The sequence below is a fragment of the Nocardioides conyzicola genome (assembly GCF_039543825.1).
GTDB lineage: Bacteria > Actinomycetota > Actinomycetes > Propionibacteriales > Nocardioidaceae > Nocardioides > Nocardioides conyzicola.
In genome coordinates, this window is record NZ_BAABKM010000002.1 from 595,774 (window position 1) to 612,983 (window position 17,210).

A 17,210-nucleotide genomic window follows, 5' to 3' on the forward strand; every position below is an offset into this window, starting at 1 on the left:
GTCAGGTCCCTGCGGTCGCAGTCGCGATGCTGGCCAGGAAGCGGACACCCACGCCGGCCGCGCCCAGGTCGCTGACGAGCTGGTCGGCGGCCTCCTGCCCGACGTCGCCGAAGCCCACGAAGAACCGGTGGGAGGCGTCGTCGAGCGCGTCGCTCATCAGGAAGTCGAGGTCGACCCCGTGCGTCGCGATGATCTGCAGCGCGCTCGCGAGCGTCCCGACCGACTCCGCGGCCGGGCGCAGGGCCAGCCAGTGGTAGTCGGCGTGGTCGGTCCACAGCCGCGAGATCAGGCCGAAGGACAGGTCGGCTGCGGGACCGAGGTCATGGCGGTGCAGGCCCGCAGGGACCTCGTCGCGGTCCAGGATCACCGAGCGCGATCCGTCCGCCACGCCCTGGAGCATCACCGCGGTCGGGGTGCCGTCGGCGACCAGCTCGACCTCGACGCCGAGCAGCGGGGCGGCCTGGGCGACGTCGGCGAACGCGCGGCGGCGGACCCGGACGGGCTTGGAGTGGACCTGCTGGCCGGAGCACCACACCCAGGGGCTCTCGACCGTCACCACCTGCACGAGGCGCTGATCGACCGGCAGGTCGTAGAGGGCACGGAGCACCCCGAGGTCGGGCTGCTGGACCTGGTCGATCCGCACGACCGCGTCGACGTCGGCAGCGAACGCCACCGTCTCGAAGGTCGCGCGACCGCTGGACATCGCGACCACGTGGTCGACGTTGGGCGGGTAGCCGAGCAGGACCGCCAGCCGCATGGCCAGGGCCGGTGGCTCGTCGACCTCGTAGGCCAGCGTGCGCACCTGGCGCGCCACCAGCCGCGTCGACTCCGTCAGCACCGTCATCGTGCCCTCAACCTCTCTTCAGCCTTGCCGATCGCGGCGTCGGTCGCCGTGAACGCGACCCGCACGTGCCGCGATCCCGCGACGCCGTAGAACGAGCCAGGCGCCGCCAGGATGCCGCGGTCGGCGAGCCAGGACATCGTCTCCCAGCAGTCTTCACCACGCGACGACCAGAGGTAGAGCGAGGCCTCGGAGTGGTCGATCCGGAAGCCGGCCGACTCCAGTGCCTCGCGCAGCCGGGCGCGGCGCGCGGCGTACCGCGCGTGCTGCTCGACGACGTGCTCGTCGTCGTCGAGCGCCGCCGCCATGGCGGCCTGCTGCGGGCCGGGCATGATCAGGCCGAGGTTCTTGCGGACGGCGAGCAGCTCGCCGACCAGCGCGGGATCGCCGGCCACGAAGCCGCACCGGTAGCCGGCCAGGTTGGAGCGCTTCGACAGCGAGTGGACCGCGAGGATGCCGTCGTGGGAGTCGCCGCTGATCGACGGGTGCAGCACCGACAGCGGCGTCGCGTCCCAGGCGCACTCGAGGTAGCACTCGTCGGACACCAGGATGGTGCCGCGCTCGCGGCACCAGTCGACGACCTTCTTCAGGTGCTCCGGTGGCAGCACCCGTCCGGTCGGGTTGGCCGGCGAGTTGACCCACAGCAGCGCCGGAGTCTCCGGGCCGAGGGAGGTCAGCGAGTCGGTCGCCACGCCGCGGGCGCCGGCGAGCGCCACGCCGACGGCGTAGGTCGGGTACGCGAGCTCCGGCCACGCGACCAGGTCTCCCGGGCCGATGCCGAGCTGGCTCGGCAGGGTCGCCACCAGCTCCTTGGAGCCGATCGTCGGGAGGACCCCGCCGAGGTCCAGACCGGTCACGCCGTGGCGGCGCGCCAGCCAGTCGATGCAGGCCTGCCGCGTCGCGACCGTGCCGATCGTCAGCGGGTAGCCCGGGGCGTCGGACGCCGCGCTCAGCGCGTCCCGGACGACCGCGGGTGTCGGGTCGACGGGGGTGCCGATGGAGAGGTCGACGATGCCGTCGGGGTGCGCCCGGGCTCGTTCGGCGTACGCGGTCAGACCGTCCCAGGGGAAGTCGGGCAGTCGTGCCGAGACGCGGTCGAGCCGGGTGATCAGTGCTCGGTCTCCTGCGGAGGCAGCGCGGCGATCAGCGGGTGGTCGTGGTCGATCTCGCCCATCTTGGCGGCGCCACCCGGCGAGCCGAGGTCGTCGAAGAAGTGGACGTTGGCCTCGTAGTAGCTCTTGGACTCCTCGGGGACGTCGTCCTCGTAGAAGATCGCCTCGACCGGGCAGACGGGCTCGCAGGCGCCACAGTCGACGCACTCGTCGGGGTGGATGTAGAGCATCCGCTTGCCTTCGTAGATGCAGTCGACGGGACACTCGTCAACGCACGCGCGGTCCTTGAGGTCGACGCACGGCTGGGAGATGACGTAGGTCACCGGTTCCTCCTGGAGACAAGACTGGGAGACGGTCGAGCACAGCCTAGTATCCCCACCGTGCCGTCCGACGACTCGCCTCACGATGTGACCAAGCACATGCTTGGTCCGCACGTCGTCGGGCAGCGCGTCGTGGTCCGCCGGGTGCTCCGCGGCGAGACCGGTCCGAGCGGCGGCCCAGCCCTCACGGACCTGCTCGGGAACTGCCTCGCGTGGGGCGACGGCGGCTGCGTCGTGCAGCCCGAGACCGGGCCCGCCGTGACGATCGCGCTCGCCGACATCGTGTCCGGCAAGCCCGTGCCGCCACGTCCGTCGCCCCGGCACCGGGTCACCCCGCTGGACGCGCAGCGCCGCGCCCTCGCGCTGTGGCCGGACCTCGCCACGGAGCCCCTGGGCGACTGGACCCTGCGCCACTCCCCCACGTCGACGGCCCGTCGCGCCAACTCCGTGCTGGCGGTCGGCCCGTCGGGCGTCGACGGCGACTACCACCGCGTCGTCGACTTCTACGCCACCCGGACCGGGCGGCCGATCGCGGCCGTGCTGCCGGACTCGGCGGAGGACGCGCTCTTCCGTAGCCACGGCTGGGTGCTGGAGAGCCACGACGCCGACACGCTCTTCCAGATCGCGTCCGTGGCCCAGGCCGCACGGGTGGTGTCGAGGCTCGCTCCGCCCGCACCCCCGCCACCGGTCACGTACGACGAGGCCGGCGACGTCGTCACCGTGCGGCTCGGCGACCGGGCCAGCGGCGTGGCGGCGTACGGCGAGGACTGGGTGGGGTTCCGCAGCATCGAGGTCGCTCCCGCGCACCGCCGCCAGGGGCTCGGCGTGGCCGTGATGGCCGCGCTGCTCGAGTGGGGCGCCGAGCAGGGCGCGAGCACGGCGTACCTCCAGGTGCTCGGCGACAACGTCGCGGCCCTCGGTCTCTACGAGCGGCTCGGGTTCGTCACGCACCACGCCTACCGCTACCTGACGCCGGCCTAGCCGGTGCCGAGGTCGGACTGCCGGCCGAAGACGCGCTCGGACGCCGCGGTCACTCCGGGCCAGCACCACCGCATCAGCAGCAGCACGACGGTCCCCGCGATCTGCATGCCGACGATGTTGACGACCAGCTGCTCGCCAGACCCGGCCATCTCGCTGCGGTCCCAGAAGGCGAGCCCGAGCGCCAGGTTGCCGGCGGCGGGCACCGTGGTCACGCTGATGAAGACCCCGACCAGCGTCGCGGTCTTCGACAGCGCCAGCGCCAGCGCGCCCGCGGCGCCGGCGATCAGCGCGACCACGAAGGACCACTTGTCCGGGTGCCAGATGAAGCCTGTGTTGGGTCGGGGCCGGGTCACCTCGTCGAGGGTCACCATGCCGAGTCCCCGGGCCGCCAGGGCCAGCAGCGCGACGACCACGATCGCGAAGACGAAGGACAGCACCAGGAGCCGGACGCCGCGGCCGAAGAGGCTCCACCGGCCGAGCGCGATGCCCGCGCAGCAGGCCGCCACCGCGCTGTACTCGGGACCGACGACCATCGCCCCGACGACCAGCACGGCCGAGTCGGTGATCACCGCGATCGAGGCAAGCGCGACCGCGAGCACCAGGAAGACGTGGAAGGAGACCGTCGGGATCGCCCCCGCCTCGGCCTGCGCCTCGACCGCCTCCCAGATCACGGCGTCGTCGGGGTGGCCGGGAGCGGCCGCCTCCAGGCGGCGCGCCGCGGCGTACGGCGTGCCGGTCGGCGTCGTGACCACGATGCCGCCGACCTCGTCGAGACCGAGACCGTTGAGCTTGTTGAGCAGGACGCCGGCCTTCTCGCGCGCCACGTCGCACTCGACCAGGTCACCCGGGGGCTGGACGACCACACCTTCCTGGAGCGTCACGTTGGTGACCCACTCCTGCTCGGTCAGGAGGTGCACGACCTGCTCGGTGAGCGTCGGCGGCGACGTCAGACGGAAGTGCAGGACCACGCGCCGCAGCGTACGCTGAGGGTGGCGCACGGGAGGCCTGACAACCCTCTCCCGGCAACGGGAAACGTGCCCCGCGCGGATCGGCGTACCGACGAGAGGCCGAGGGATCACTCGGCGAAGGTGTGGTGGCACCGCGACCTTGCCCCCGCCCACACCTCCAGGGCTCCACGCCACTGGAGGTAACCATGCAACGCACGCTCTGCTCTGCCCTACCGACCACCCCGCCCGGCGAGACCGTCCGGCTGCAGGGATGGGTCCACCGTCGCCGCGAGCTGGCCACGGTGGCCTTCCTGGTGCTCCGCGACCGCAGCGGCCTCGCCCAGGTCGTCGTCCGCGACGGCAGCGCGCTGCCGCCGGAGGAGACGACCGTCGAGGTCGTGGGCACGGCGACCGCCAACCCGCAGGCACCCGGCGGCATCGAGATCACCGACCCGGTGGTCACGCCGCTCACCGAGCCAGCGGCCACACCGCCGGTCGAGCTCTGGCGGCCCGAGCTGAACGCCTCGCTGCCGACCCTGCTCGACCACGCCCCCGTCGCCTGGCGGCACCCGGCGCAGCGCGCACGGTGGGAGCTGGCCGCCGCCTCGGTCCGCGGCTTCCGCTCGACCCTGGACGCCGCCGGCTTCACCGAGGTCCAGACCCCGAAGTTCGTGGCCTCGGCGACCGAGTCCGGCGCCAACGTCTTCGAGGTCGACTACTTCGGGAGGCCGGCGTACCTCGCGCAGAGCCCGCAGTTCTACAAGCAGCAGCTGGTGGGCGTCTTCGAGCGGGTCTACGAGGTCGGGCCGGTCTTCCGCGCCGAGCCGCACGACACCGTGCGGCACCTGGCCGAGTACGTCTCGCTCGACGTGGAGCTCGGCTTCATCGACGACCACCGCGACGTGCTCGCCGTCCTGCGCGAGGTGGTCGCGGGCATGGTCGCCGGGGTGCACGAGCACGCGCCCGCGGCGGTCGAGCGGTCCGGCGCGCGGGTGCCGGTCGTGCCCGAGGAGATCCCGGTGATCCACTTCCGCGACGCGCTCGCGATGGTCGGCGCGCCCGAGGACGAGCCCGACCTGGCCCCCGAGCACGAGCGGGCCCTGGGCGCGTGGGCGCTGGAGGAGCACGGCAGCGACTTCCTCGCGGTCGAGGGCTACCCGATGGCGAAGCGGCCGTTCTACACGCACCCCGAGCCCGGCGACGGACGGTGGAGCAACAGCTTCGACCTGCTCTTCCGCGGGCTGGAGCTGGTCACCGGCGGGCAGCGGCTGCACCGTCCGTCGGCGTACGACGCCGCGATCCGTGCGCGCGGGGAGGACCCGGCGACGTACGCGCCCTACCTGCAGGCGTTCGAGCACGGCATGCCGCCCCACGGCGGGTTCGCGATCGGCCTGGAGCGCTGGACGGCACGGCTCACGGGAGTCGCCAACATCCGGGAGGTGACGCTCTTTCCCCGGGACCTCCATAGGCTCACCCCATGAGCTGGGTTGCCGGAGAGACGGACCGCCTGTGGGAGTTCGCCCGGGCATCGGTGCACCCGGACGGCGGCTTCGCGTGGCTCGACGACGAGGGCCGCCCCGAGCTCGACCGACCGGTCGAGCTGTGGATCACCTGCCGGATGACGCACGTCTTCGCGCTCGCGCACCTGGCGGGCCGGCCCTACGCCGCCGAGCTCGTCGACCACGGCATCGCCGCTCTGACGGGCCGGATGCGCGACGCCGTCCACGGGGGCTGGTGGGCGCAGGTCGGCCCGGACGGGCCGGTCACCCGGGACAAGACGGCGTACGAGCACGCGTTCGTCGTGCTGGCCGCCTCGTCCGCCGCGGCGGCGGGGCGCCCGGGCGCGTCCGAGCTGCTGGCCGACGCGCTCGACGTCGTCGACCGGCACTTCTGGGACGACGAGGCGGGGATGGTCGTCGAGCAGTGGGACGAGTCCTGGACGGAGCTGGACGACTACCGCGGCGTCAACGCCAACATGCACTCCGTCGAGGCGCTGCTCGCGGCCGCCGACGTCACCGGCGACACCGTGCTGCGGGAGCGGGCAGCGCGGATCGTGACGACGGTCGTGCACGGTTTCGCGCGCGACCACCAGTGGCGCCTCGCGGAGCACTACGACGGGCACTGGCGGCCGCTGCTCGACTACAACCGGGACCAGCCCGCGCACCCCTTCCGGCCGTACGGCGCGACGATCGGGCACTGGTTCGAGTGGAGCCGGCTGACGCTCGGGCTGCGCGCGACACTCGGCGCCGACGCGCCGGACTGGATGCTCGAGGACGCCGTCGCTCTCTTCGACGCCGGCGTGCGCGAGGGCTGGGCCGTGGACGGGGCCGCCGGCTTCGTCTACACGATCGACTGGGACGGCAAGCCGGTCGTCCGGCAGCGGATGCACTGGGTCGTCACCGAGGCGCTCGCCGCCGCCTCGACGCTCGGGCAGGTCACCGGCGACCCGGCGTACGCCGTCTGCGAGCAGGTCTGGTGGACGTACGCCGAGCAGTACCTGGTCGACCAGGCGCGCGGGTCGTGGCACCACGAGCTCGACCCGGCCAACCACCCGGCCGCCAGCACCTGGGGCGGGAAGCCGGACGTCTACCACGCGGTCCAGGCGACGCTCGTGCCGCGGCTGCCTGTCTCGCCGTCGTTCGCGACGGCGCTGCGGGAGGGGCTCAGCAGGCCGGTCTGAACCCCGGGTCGGCAGGCCCTCGGTGGTCGAGTGCGTCGAGGGTGACCGCGATCGCCGTCCGGCTCATCGGGATCAGGACGTGCTCGACGACCTCCGCCGGGCAGAGGTCCTGGATGGTGACGTTGGTGGTGCGCGGCCCGGCGGCGAGGTAGGCCGACGTGTACGGCACCACGACCTCGTCGTACCGCGTGGTGATCTGGGTGTAGCTGACCCGGCCCGGCGTCTCGTCGCCCTTGTTGAGCCTGGTCAGGAACGGCGAGCCGGCCGCCTGCTGGCTGCACGCCGGGCAGAAGCCGCCGGTGAGGGGGTTGTCCGAGTCGCCGACGATCGTGGTGCCGTGGTTGGACGGCGAGAGGCCGACGAGGTCGTCGACGACCCTCTTCCCACCCAGGAACCTGATGTAGTAGCGCGGCATCATCCCGCCCTGCGAGTGGCCGACCATCGAGACCTTCGCCGCGCCCGTGGCCCGGCGTACCTTGCCCACGAACTTCTTGAGCTGCTTGGCCGAGTCGACGATGTCGCCGGTCCCCCGGTTGCCGTAGTCGAGCGAGTAGACGCAGTAGCCCTGGTCGACCATCGCCGACGAGAGGTCGTCGAGCAGGCTCTTCCGGTCGCCGAAGGTGCCGTGCACGATGATCACCGGCGTCGGCCGACCGGCGGTCGGCCGGCACGTCCAGTCGTTGGCGCCGGTGGGCTCACCGAACGGCGACGTCGGGTACGCCGGGGCCGCGGCGGACGCCGGAGCTGCGAGGCCGAGCAGACCGACGAGCAGCGGGGCGAGCAGGGTGACCAGGATGCGTCGCATGCGTGGTCAACGAGGTCACGTGGCGACGGTCACGCTGACCGTCAGTCGTCGGCCTTCGGGGGCTTGCAGATCACCGTGTCGGAGGCGATGTAGCTGGTGTGGAACCTCTCCGACTTCTCGACCGCGTCGCTGCCCGGCTTGTGGAAGTAGCGGGTGACGTCGACGTCGAAGCCGTCGTACCCGGTGTTGGGCACGCAGTCGGCGGTGTTCTGGGTCTGCGTCTTCGGCGACCGGTAGTTGTAGCGCGCGCCGGTCTTGCTGGTGATGTCCCAGGTCTTCGTGGAGTACATCGAGACCGTGACGACGCCCTGGGAGGACGAGCTGCCGGGCTGCACGGTGGCGTGGACGAGGACGCCGTAGTCGGTGTCGTTCTGGAACCGCAGGTCGACCGAGCCCCAGGCCACGGTCGCCTCGCGACCCTCGGGATAGCGGTCGATGTAGACCGAGTGCGGCTTGTGCTCGATGTCCTTGAGGCCGGCGAAGTACATGGCGTTGAACGTGGTGGTCGCCATCTGCGAGACGCCGCCGCCGAGGTCCTCCTTGAAGAGGCCGTTGCTGATGATGAAGCCGGTGGTGAAGCCGTTCTCGCGGGTCCGCTCGCCGACGATGTCGTTGAGCGAGAACGTGTCACCCGGCTTGAGCACCGTGCCGTCGATGAGCTCGGCGGCGCGGCCGATGTTGACGTTGCGGTACTCGGCGTACGGGTAGTAGGTCGTGAACGTCGAGACCCGCTCGTCGATCTTGAGGGCCTGGGCGTCGGCGGTGGTGAAGTCGGGCTCGGCGACCGTTGCCTTGACCTTCATGCTGCGGTCGTCTCCCTTGCTGGTGACCAGCTGGAGGAAGGCCTTGCTCACGTCGTCCGGGTCGAAGGTGACACCCGGCTTCGCCGGCACGACCTTCGGCTTGCCGTCCACCAGTGCGACCGTGGCGTCGACGGGCTTGTCGTCCTCGCTCACGCCGGACTCCACCAGGGAGGTGAGCTTCGTGGTGTCGAGGTCGGGCACGAGCTGGCCGTCCTCCGCCTTCATGGCCAGCGCCGCGGAGAACTGGCTCGGCTGCAGCTCGACCGGCGAGTCGCCGAAGACCAGGGTCACCGGGCCGGACATGGCCGGGTTGGCGAAGGTGTCGAGCGCCTTCTGCACGTCGGCGTCGTCGATGTCGGGCTGCACCACCGCGGTCTCGAGCTCGGCGACGTCGTCGTCCTCAGAGAGGTAGGACCCGAGCAGCGCGGTCCGGGTCGTCTCGGGGTCGAAGCCCTGGCCGGGAGCCGGGTCGGTGGTGACGATGCGGCCGCGCTTGAACGCCACCCCGCCGTCGGTCGCCGCCGTGCCGACCTCGTCGGCCAGGGCGTCCAGGGCGCCGTCGAAGGCCTTCTCGTCGACCGTGACGACGGGGTCCTGGTCATCACCGCCGGTCCAGTAGTCCCAGAGGTGGCCGGGTGCCCAGCTCTTGCCGCCGCCGGCCTGCTCGACGGTCGCCTCGACGTCGACGGCGAAGCCGGCGTCCGCTGGGTCGACCGTCGCCGACGAGCCGTCGATGCTCACGGGGATGGGGCGGTCGACCCGGTCGGCGAGGCCGTCGGTCAGGGCCGCCTCGGCCTGGGCCGGGGTCTTGCCACCGATCTCCACCCCCGCGACGCTGGTGCCGCGCGGGAGCTTGTCGCCGGCCGCGACGTACGCCGCGACGTACGCCCCGGCGACCAGGACCAGCAGGCCGCCGAGCAGGAGCAGCACGACCTTGCCGCCGGCGGACTCGCGGTCACTGGAGGGCTTCGTCACCCGGTCATCCTAGGGAGCGTCGGGTGCGGACCGGCCGGGGCGGGGCAGCGTGGCGAGCCCCACGACGAGCAGGACCATGCCGAACCCGAGCACGCCGTACCCCTGCCAGTCCTGGCTGATCAGGTAGTCGCCCTCGGCTCGCGGCACGGTCAGCCAGCCCACCATCACGACCCAGCCGGCCACGAAGGCGAGCCGGCTCCACCATCCCGGCGGGAGCGCGAACACGGTGACGGCGGTGGCGGCGAGGGCCAGCACGAACCCCCACACGAGCTCGTGCACCGCGATCGTCGCGACCGCCGTCGCCGCGCCCACGAGGAGCAGGCCGACGGCGGCCAGGAGCTTCACGCCCGGCTCAGACGCCAGCGAACAGGTCGGTCTCGAGCCCGTCCTCGCCGAGCTCACCGCGCTCGCCCTTGACGATCCGGTAGAACTCGATGCCCCACGCCGTGCTGCCGACGTTGTTGGACAGCGCGAAGAACGGACCGTCGGTGGTGACCTGGGTCGGGTAGGCGCGCAGGGCGTCCAGCTTGAGCTCGACGTACTCCTGGGCGTCGACGGCGGCCGAGAGGTTCTCGTCCGCGGTCACGAACGGCGGCAGCGGACCGTCGGGGTCCATGCCCTCGAAGCTGGTCGTGTCGCCGGCGTCGCGCAGCGCCCGGAGGCCCGCGCGCATCCGGGACTCGGACATGGCGTTCCAGTAGATCTTGGCGATCTCCCACGGCGCGCCGAGGTCGCGGCGGTAGGACGGGACGGCGGCGAGCTGGGCGGCGTACATCGCCACCCGGTGGGCCTGGATGTGGTCGGGGTGGCCGTAGCCGCCGAACGGGTCGTACGTCGCGAGCACCTGGGGCCGGACCTCGCGGATGATCTCGACCAGGTAGTCGGCGGCCACGGTGAGGTCAGCCGCCCAGAACGCGTTGTCGTGGATGTCGTCCGCGGGGATCGCGTAGCCGTCGTCGTGCCACTTCATCCCGGAGTCGCGGAACCGCTGGAAGCCGCCGAGCCAGCGGTGGTCGATGCTCTGCCCCTCGCCGGGGGCGAGGACGGCGAGCGCGTTGGCGATCTCGCCGCGACGGTGCTCGCCGAGACGGTCCTCCTTGTCGGCGGCGAGGTGCTCGAGCTCGGGGACCAGGATCTCGCCCATCTCACCCGCGGTGCAGGTCACCAGCGTGACGTCGCGTCCGGCGGCGACGTACTTGGCCATGGTGGCCGCGTTGCCGATGCACTCGTCGTCGGGGTGCGCGTGCACGAGCAGGAGGCGCTGGTCAGCAGGCATGTGGTGATCCTAGGTAGAGGGTCGGACAACGACCGTGTCCAGAGCGACAACGTCAGGAGGGGCGCTTGATCTTCCGCGGCTCGGTCGGGAGCTCGAGGGGTGGGCGGGCCGGCGGCTCCTCGGCAGCGTCCAGCCAGCCGTCGTACTCGTCGACCAGCAGCTCCAGCACCAGCTCGGGCGCATCCGTCAGCACCGCCCAGGGGTGGTCCTCGTCGTCGTCCTCGCCGGCGAGGCGCTCGCGCTCGGCGTGGGCGTCGTACCCCGACGACCTCAGGCGGGCGACCACCGCTGCCGCGTCGTCCTCGTCGAAGAAGATGCCTCGCACCCGCTCATCCTCCCCCACCGTCGGCGAGGGCGTCCCGCAGGTGCGGGAGGAAGGGCCGGTCCGGCTCGAGCCAGTCGACGTCACCGAGCTCGGCGGCCGTCAGCCAGCGGATCTCGTCGTGCTCACGCGGCTCGGGGTCCTCGCCGGCGGCCAGGAGGGCGAGCGCGACCGACAGCACGTGCCGGTCGCCGATCGGCACCTCGCCGGGCAGCCAGGCGGTGACCTCGACGTCGCAGCCGAGCTCCTCGCGGATCTCGCGGACCAGCGCCTCGTCCGCGCTCTCCCCCGGCTCGACCTTGCCGCCCGGGAGCTCCCAGCGGCCCGCGGCCTCCGGCGGCGCCGTACGACGTGCCGCCAGCACCCGGCCGTCGCGCACGATCGCTGCTCCGACGACGGCGACCATGGTGCGGACGCTACCGTTCGCGGCGTGCACCTCGCCCGCACGCCCGAGCTCACCGCCGAGGTCGACGCCCTCGCGGCGCGACACGGCGGCCGTGTCGGCCTCGGCGCTGTCCTGACCGACCTCGACCGACGGCTGTGGCGCACCTGGGCGCCCTGCCGCACGCGCCACCGCGCCTGGACGTGGGACCGGGCGGACCGGCGCGATCCCGGGTGGTGGCCGCAGGGCATCGCGATCCAGCCGGGCGGCGCCCACGTCGCGGCGACCTGGTACGCCTCGGGCGGGGGCGCCCGGCTGTCGGTCCTGTCGCTGACGGAGCGCCGCTACCGGCACGTCACCCTCGTCGTCCCGACGGCGACCGGGCACGAGCCGCTGCGGGTGCACGCGGGCGGGCTGGGGTGGCACGGGTCGCGGCTGTACGTGGCCGCCACCCGCGCGGGCCTGTGGGTGTGCGACACCGACGACATCGTCCGGGCCGACGGGGAGTACCTGCTCCCCGTGCGCTTCCGGCTGTCGCCGGAGGCCGAGGAGGGCTTCGAGCCGCTCCGCTTCTCGTTCCTGACGGTCGACGACACGAGCGACCCGCCCAGCCTCGTCGTGGGTGAGTACGGCGGCCGCCGCCAGACGCGTCGGCTGGCCGAGGTCCCGCTCGACGGCGGTCCGGTCACGCTGACCGACCACGACGTCGTACGCGCCCAGGGCGTCGCGCGGATCCGCGGCCGGCTGTACGTCACGGCCTCCCACGGACCGTGGGCGCTCGGGTCGGTCTGGTCGGGTGGCCCGGGAGGCTTCCGCGAGCACCGGGGGGCGGTCCCGATGGGACCTGAGGACGTCGCGTACGACGCGTCGACCGACCGGCTGTGGACCGTCACCGAGCACCCGCGCCGCCGGTGGATCGTGTCGGTCCGGCGCTCGTCGTTCGACCGAGGATGACCCGCGGATAGCCCGTTCGGGCCGTATGACCGCGGCGCCTGGGGTGCTTACGGTCGTGACCATGTCGCGTCTCGCCGTCTCGGCCACCGTCCTCGCGCTCGCCGTCGGCTCCCTGTCCGCCCTCCAGGCGCCCGCGCTCGCAGCCGACCCGGTCGCCCCGCTCGTGTTCGACGTCGGCGTCCACCACACGGTGGTGGTCGGCGCCGACGGCAGGCCCTACGGCACCGGCGACAACAACGCCGGCCAGCTCACCGGCATGAGCGGGACGGACACGACCACGCTCACCGCCATGACCGGGCTCCCGTCGGGGGTCACCGCGACCGACGTCGCGGCCGGCGGCGCGTTCTCGTTGGTGCGCGGGTCGGACGGGCTGGTCTACGGCACCGGCGACAACACCAACCGCGAGCTCGGGGTGAGCGACGGAGCCCCGAACTACCGCACCACGCTCACCCCGATCACCGAGGGTGCGCCCGCGGGCGGGTTCACCGTGGTCGCAGCGATGCGGCGTACGTCGTTCGCCGCGGGCGCCGACGGCAACGTCTACGGCATCGGCCAGAACCTCTACCCGCTCCTCGGACCCTTTGTGTCCGGCGGCCAGGCCGACAAGACCTCCTGGACCCTGATCCCGAAGCCCGCCGGGCTCGCCGCCGGCGCGGTGCCGGTCGAGCTGGAGACGACCTTCGGCGCGTTGGTGGTGCGCTACTCGAACGGGACCGTCTATGGCATCGGTGACGCCGGGAACGGCCAGATCACGGGCGAGGACTCCACCGCCCGCGCGGTCCTGACGCCCTTCAGCGGGCTCCCCGACGGCGTGACCGCTGTCGACATCGGTGCCGGCGCGAGCTCGACGATCGTCATCGGGTCCGACGGCGTCCCCTACGCCACGGGCTCCAACACCTGGGGCCAGGCGGGACAGACCTCGAGCGACGACATCAAGACCTTGACCCCCATGCTCGGCCTCCCGTCGGGAGTCCAGGCGGTCGCCGGCGACATCGGGCTCCAGCACTCGCTGGTCGCCGGCTCGGACGGCAACGTGTACGCCGCCGGGCGCACGGCGTACGGAAGCCTCGGCATCCCGGACGACTCGACCCCGCGGCACCAGCTCGTGCTCGGCGGTCGCACCGACACCGCCGGCGCCGTCGTGGCGGTCGGGGTCAGCGACTACGACGGGGCCGTGGCCACGGACGCCGGGACGGTCCTCGGCGCCGGCAACAACGACGACGGCCGGCTCACCGGGACGGGCGACAAGGACTCGTTCACGCCGTTCACCGGGCTGCCGGTCGCGACCCCGCCGGTGGTGGTGCCGGCCGGGACGCCCACGATCACCGGCTCGCCGCGGGTCGGCAGCACCCTGGCCGCCACGCTGGGCAGCTGGGTGCCGGCCGGCTCGGACCTGACCTACGCCTGGAGGCGCGGCGGTGCCGTCGTCGCGACGACCACGACCTACCAGGTCGCGGTCGCCGACGTCGCGAAGTCGCTCACCGTCACGGTGACCGTCACTCCTCCCGGCGGGGAGCCCACGCCACGCACGTCGGCTGCGGTGACCGGCGTCGCCGTACCCCTGCACTGGACGAGGGCGAAGCCGAAGGTCACCGGCACCGCCAAGCAGGGCAAGCGGCTGAAGGTCGCTGGTGCCGCCGCCGGGGGCTTCGCTCCGGCCGCGACCGCGCTGTCCTACCAGTGGCTGCGCAACGGCTCGGCCATCCGCGGCGCGACCGGGCGGGCGTACAAGGCGACGGTCGCAGACGTCGGCAAGCGACTGAGCATCCGGGTCACCGGGCGTCGCTCGGGGTATCTCGCCGGCAGTGTGGTCTCGACGACGGTCCGGGTCAGGAAGCGGTAGGTCAGCCGCTGCTGGGTACCAGGAGGGCATGTACTTCGACAGCGCGCCCTGCTCCGTCTGTGGCTCCGAGGTCCGACTGGTGGCGCGCTCCGCGCCGCCCACTCCCTCCGGTGAGCCTGTCGGCGATCCCGAGGGCTTCGTCGGCGACGGCGACTCGACCGTCGACGAGCGGGTCTGCACCAACCCGGACTGCCCGACGAATCGGTAGGTGTCCGTCGGCTGCGGGTTCGTCCGGGTCGGTCGCCGACAGGGCAGCTACGGGGTACGGCGGGCGGTGGGTTGCGGTCGGCGCCCGGGTTTCCGGCCGTAGCCCTCGCCGGTGGTTGAGGAGGGCCGCTAGGCCCGTGTCGACGCCGCCCTCCGACTGTCAGTGGCCTGCGGGTCCGTCCGGGTTGGTCGCCGATAGGCAGCTACGCGGGTACGGCGGGCAGGGGGTTGCGGTCGCCTCCCGGCTTTCCGGTCGTGGCCACCGGTGGTTGAGGAGGGCCGCCAGGCCCGTGTCGAAACCCCGGAAAGCCAACCGCCCTCCCTCCATCAGATCGTGACCGTTTCGTGACCTACAACCCTGTGGATAACGCCCTCTGAGGCCTCTGACTGTCGGTGGTCAGTGCTTGGCTAGTCCCATGACAGCGATGACCACACCCCACCACCAGGTGGCGACGGCGACCGCGCGGATGCGCGGTGTCGCCGATGCCGTGGTGGATGCGTCGGTGTGGTCGATGAGCGCTGGCGAAGCGGCGTCGACGCTGCTGGAGCTGACCCGGTTGGAGGCCCAGGTCGTCGAGCTCCGCGCCCGGGTCGCGCGGCACGCCGACGAGCTGCAGGTCGGCACCGAGACCGGCGCGACGTCGACCGCGACCTGGCTCGCCCACCAAACCAGGCTCACCCGGTCGGCCGCCGCTGGGGTGGTGCACCTCGGCTACGACCTCGACACCCACGACGTGGTCCGCGACGCCCTCGCCGCCGGTGACCTCCGCCCCGAGCAGGCCCAGGTCATCGTCCGCGCCGTCAAGGAGCTGCCGGCTGACCTGGACACCGACCTGGTGATCCGCGCCGAACGGCACCTGGTCGATGCCGCGTCCGAGCATGGCGCCAAGACCCTGCGGATCCTCGGCCGCCGCCTGTTGGAAGTGGTGGCACCCGACCTCGCGGACCAGCACGAGGCCGACCTCCTGGAGAAGGAAGAGGCCAAGGCCGCGCAGGCGATGCGGTTGACGATGACCGACGACGGGCACGGCAAGACCCACGCCAGGTTCACGCTCCCGACGGTCCAGGCGGCGATGCTCAAGAAGATGCTCCTCGCGATCGCCGCGCCCAAGCACCAGGCCGCCACCCACGGACCCGGCGTCGAACGCCGCCCCGGACCCGAGCGGATGGGCCGCGCCTTCGCCGAGCTCATCGAACGCATCAGCGCCAAGGACCTGCCCAAGGTCGGCGGCACCGACGCGACGATCATGGTTCACATCGATCTCGACGTGTTGACCGGAAGACTCGAGAAGGCAGGTGTCCTCGACACCGGCGAGAAGATCAGTCCCCGCCAGGTCCGCCGCTTGGCGTGCACCGCTCGGATCCTCCCCGTCGTCCTCAACGGCAAGAGCGAGGTCCTCGACGTCGGCAGAGCCAAGCGGTTCTTCACCAAGGCCCAGCTCACCGCCCTGAGCATCCGTGACGGCGGCTGTCGCGCCGAGGGGTGCGACTGGCCACCTTGGATGTGCCACGGACATCACTGGACCCGCTGGGCCGACGACGGCGACACCGACCTGGTTAACGGCGGGCTGCTCTGCCCGAGACACCACGCACGAGCCCACGACCCGACGTACGACACGACCCATCAAGCCACCGGAAAGGTCAGCTTCCACCGCCGGTGCTAGACCGAATCTCCACAGCACGCTGATTCCCGGGCGTCCGCCCGGGTGGCGGTCTACGCTCGCGGCGTGAACCTCAACCTCTCGGTCTTCTGGACGCTGGTTGTCGTCGTGATCGGTGCTCCACTGCTGGCCGCCGCGCTCCTATGGGGAACATTTTTCATAGCGCTCCTCCTCGGATACAACCCAGAGGAGTTCTGAGGCCGCCACGTCCAGCTCGGCACGGGTGCTGGTCGAAAGGCGTCCGCCGGTCAGACCGGGCGGGGCTGCCTCGCGAGCTGACGGCTCTGGGCGACCAGGCGGCCGGCGGAGTCCCAGACCTCGCAGTCCTCCTCGAACATGCCGCCGGCCAGGTTGCGGGTCGCGTGGCGGACCTTGAGCCAGCCCGGGGCGGGCTTCGCGCGGACGTGGGCGGTGAGCTCGAGGGTGGGTGCCCAGCCCATCATCCCGAGCGAGAAGGTCACCGGCGGCAGGGCGTCGACCACCATCAGCAGCGAGACCGGGTCGGGCTCACGGCCGTCGGCGAGGCGGAACCACGCGGCGATCTCACCGCGCCCGTTGGGCTGGCCGACGGCCCAGCCGACGTGGTCGGGGTGGAAGCGCATGTCGAAGCGGCCCATCATCGGCGCCATCTCGAGGATCTCCTTGGGGGAGAGCGTGTTGGCCACGCACTCCTCCACCGGCGGCAGGTCGAGCTCCTCGGCCGTGGTCCGCACGTCGTCGCCCAGCCGGTCGAGGTCGCCGTACGTCGCGAGCGCGGCGATCCGCGTCACGCCGTCCTGGCGGAGCTCGACGGAGGCGGTGCCGACGCTGCCGCCCTCACGGCGTACGTCGACGGCGACCTCGGCCGGTCCGGGAGTGCCGGCGGAGAGGTAGTAGGCCGAGACGGCGAGCGGGTCGGGCTTTGCGGGGAAGCTCGCGCGCAGCGCCGTACCGATCACCGCGAGCAGGTAGCCGCCGTTGACGCCACCTCCGACGACCCACCCCGGGTCGAGGTCGGCGGCGTACGTCCCGTCGCCGTTGTCGTGCACGGCCGTGTGGGCGTCGAACTCGTACGTCACACCCGCGAGCCTAGAGGCGCCCGGATGCGGAAGGATGGGCGCC

Annotated in this window: 19 protein-coding genes; 8 read left to right on the forward strand and 11 right to left on the reverse strand. The window is 72.4% G+C overall.

Translation table 11 applies throughout. The annotated features are described in order from the left end of the window. Position 1 precedes the first annotated feature (1 nt). From ABEA34_RS05945 to fdxA, 3 genes are read right to left on the reverse strand one after another with little or no spacing between them, the layout of a single operon-like run. Positions 2 to 844, reverse strand: coding sequence for a hypothetical protein (locus ABEA34_RS05945; RefSeq protein WP_345520227.1), 843 nt, complete (start codon positions 842 to 844; stop codon positions 2 to 4). Beyond that, positions 841 to 1,953 (reverse strand): succinyldiaminopimelate transaminase, encoded by a 1,113-nt coding sequence (dapC, locus tag ABEA34_RS05950; protein WP_345522764.1) that lies wholly within the window; start codon positions 1,951 to 1,953, stop codon positions 841 to 843. Before dapC ends, ABEA34_RS05945 begins: the two co-directional genes overlap by 4 nt. Further along, positions 1,950 to 2,276 carry a ferredoxin gene (gene fdxA / locus ABEA34_RS05955; RefSeq protein ID WP_345520229.1) on the reverse strand — a complete coding sequence of 109 codons (327 nt, stop codon included), beginning with the start codon at positions 2,274 to 2,276 and terminating at the stop codon, positions 1,950 to 1,952. The genes dapC and fdxA overlap by 4 nt, the downstream gene beginning before the upstream one ends. Positions 2,277 to 2,360: 84 nt before the next feature. On the opposite strand from fdxA, the gene ABEA34_RS05960 reads away from it, so the two are divergent. Then, entirely contained in the window at positions 2,361 to 3,254 is an 894-nt protein-coding gene (locus tag ABEA34_RS05960; RefSeq protein ID WP_345520231.1) for a GNAT family N-acetyltransferase, read from the forward strand. Here ABEA34_RS05960 and ABEA34_RS05965 read toward each other — a convergent pair. Beyond that, positions 3,251 to 4,222, reverse strand: a complete 972-nt coding sequence (locus ABEA34_RS05965; protein ID WP_345520233.1) for a DUF389 domain-containing protein — start codon at positions 4,220 to 4,222, stop codon at positions 3,251 to 3,253. The genes ABEA34_RS05960 and ABEA34_RS05965 overlap by 4 nt on opposite strands. 185 nt (positions 4,223 to 4,407) lie before the next feature. Here ABEA34_RS05965 and aspS point away from each other — a divergent pair, with 185 nt between their 5' ends. Then, entirely contained in the window at positions 4,408 to 5,682 is a 1,275-nt protein-coding gene (aspS, locus tag ABEA34_RS05970) for an aspartate--tRNA(Asn) ligase (RefSeq protein ID WP_345520235.1), read from the forward strand. Next, positions 5,679 to 6,881: an AGE family epimerase/isomerase gene (locus ABEA34_RS05975; RefSeq protein ID WP_345520237.1), complete on the forward strand. Its 1,203-nt coding sequence runs from the start codon at positions 5,679 to 5,681 to the stop codon at positions 6,879 to 6,881. Before aspS ends, ABEA34_RS05975 begins: the two co-directional genes overlap by 4 nt. Here the strand turns inward: ABEA34_RS05975 and ABEA34_RS05980 are convergent. From ABEA34_RS05980 to ABEA34_RS06005, 6 genes are read right to left on the reverse strand one after another with little or no spacing between them, the layout of a single operon-like run. Beyond that, entirely contained in the window at positions 6,865 to 7,686 is an 822-nt protein-coding gene (locus tag ABEA34_RS05980) for an esterase/lipase family protein (protein WP_345520239.1), read from the reverse strand. The genes ABEA34_RS05975 and ABEA34_RS05980 overlap by 17 nt on opposite strands. Before the next feature lie 41 nt (positions 7,687 to 7,727). Continuing rightward, complete coding sequence (locus ABEA34_RS05985) at positions 7,728 to 9,464, reverse strand: VanW family protein (protein WP_345520241.1); 1,737 nt, start codon at positions 9,462 to 9,464, stop codon at positions 7,728 to 7,730. 9 nt (positions 9,465 to 9,473) lie between these two features. Further along, a complete protein-coding gene (locus ABEA34_RS05990) occupies positions 9,474 to 9,809 on the reverse strand; it encodes a hypothetical protein (protein ID WP_345520243.1) in 336 nt (111 codons plus the stop codon). 7 nt (positions 9,810 to 9,816) lie between these two features. Continuing rightward, positions 9,817 to 10,740, reverse strand: a complete 924-nt coding sequence (gene mshB, locus ABEA34_RS05995) for an N-acetyl-1-D-myo-inositol-2-amino-2-deoxy-alpha-D-glucopyranoside deacetylase (protein ID WP_345520245.1) — start codon at positions 10,738 to 10,740, stop codon at positions 9,817 to 9,819. Positions 10,741 to 10,792: 52 nt separating this feature from the next. Further along, on the reverse strand, positions 10,793 to 11,065 hold the full coding sequence (locus ABEA34_RS06000; protein ID WP_345520247.1) for a hypothetical protein: 273 nt from the start codon (positions 11,063 to 11,065) through the stop codon (positions 10,793 to 10,795). Between the two features lie 4 nt (positions 11,066 to 11,069). Then, positions 11,070 to 11,468 (reverse strand): (deoxy)nucleoside triphosphate pyrophosphohydrolase, encoded by a 399-nt coding sequence (locus tag ABEA34_RS06005; protein WP_345520249.1) that lies wholly within the window; start codon positions 11,466 to 11,468, stop codon positions 11,070 to 11,072. 24 nt (positions 11,469 to 11,492) lie between these two features. Here ABEA34_RS06005 and ABEA34_RS06010 point away from each other — a divergent pair, with 24 nt between their 5' ends. From ABEA34_RS06010 to ABEA34_RS06030, 5 genes are all read left to right on the forward strand, one after another. Further along, complete coding sequence (locus ABEA34_RS06010) at positions 11,493 to 12,398, forward strand: hypothetical protein (protein WP_345520251.1); 906 nt, start codon at positions 11,493 to 11,495, stop codon at positions 12,396 to 12,398. Between the two features lie 61 nt (positions 12,399 to 12,459). Beyond that, positions 12,460 to 14,241, forward strand: coding sequence for an RCC1 domain-containing protein (locus ABEA34_RS06015; RefSeq protein ID WP_345520253.1), 1,782 nt, complete (start codon positions 12,460 to 12,462; stop codon positions 14,239 to 14,241). Positions 14,242 to 14,269: 28 nt separating this feature from the next. After that, positions 14,270 to 14,449, forward strand: coding sequence for a hypothetical protein (locus ABEA34_RS06020; protein ID WP_345520255.1), 180 nt, complete (start codon positions 14,270 to 14,272; stop codon positions 14,447 to 14,449). Positions 14,450 to 14,864: 415 nt separating this feature from the next. Further along, positions 14,865 to 16,112, forward strand: a complete 1,248-nt coding sequence (locus tag ABEA34_RS06025; RefSeq protein ID WP_345520257.1) for an HNH endonuclease signature motif containing protein — start codon at positions 14,865 to 14,867, stop codon at positions 16,110 to 16,112. A 63-nt stretch (positions 16,113 to 16,175) separates the two neighbouring features. Then, a complete protein-coding gene (locus tag ABEA34_RS06030; RefSeq protein ID WP_345520259.1) occupies positions 16,176 to 16,307 on the forward strand; it encodes a hypothetical protein in 132 nt (43 codons plus the stop codon). A 50-nt stretch (positions 16,308 to 16,357) separates the two neighbouring features. Here ABEA34_RS06030 and ABEA34_RS06035 read toward each other — a convergent pair whose 3' ends face one another. Then, positions 16,358 to 17,167, reverse strand: a complete 810-nt coding sequence (locus ABEA34_RS06035) for a thioesterase family protein (protein ID WP_345520261.1) — start codon at positions 17,165 to 17,167, stop codon at positions 16,358 to 16,360. Positions 17,168 to 17,210: the final 43 nt, after the last annotated feature.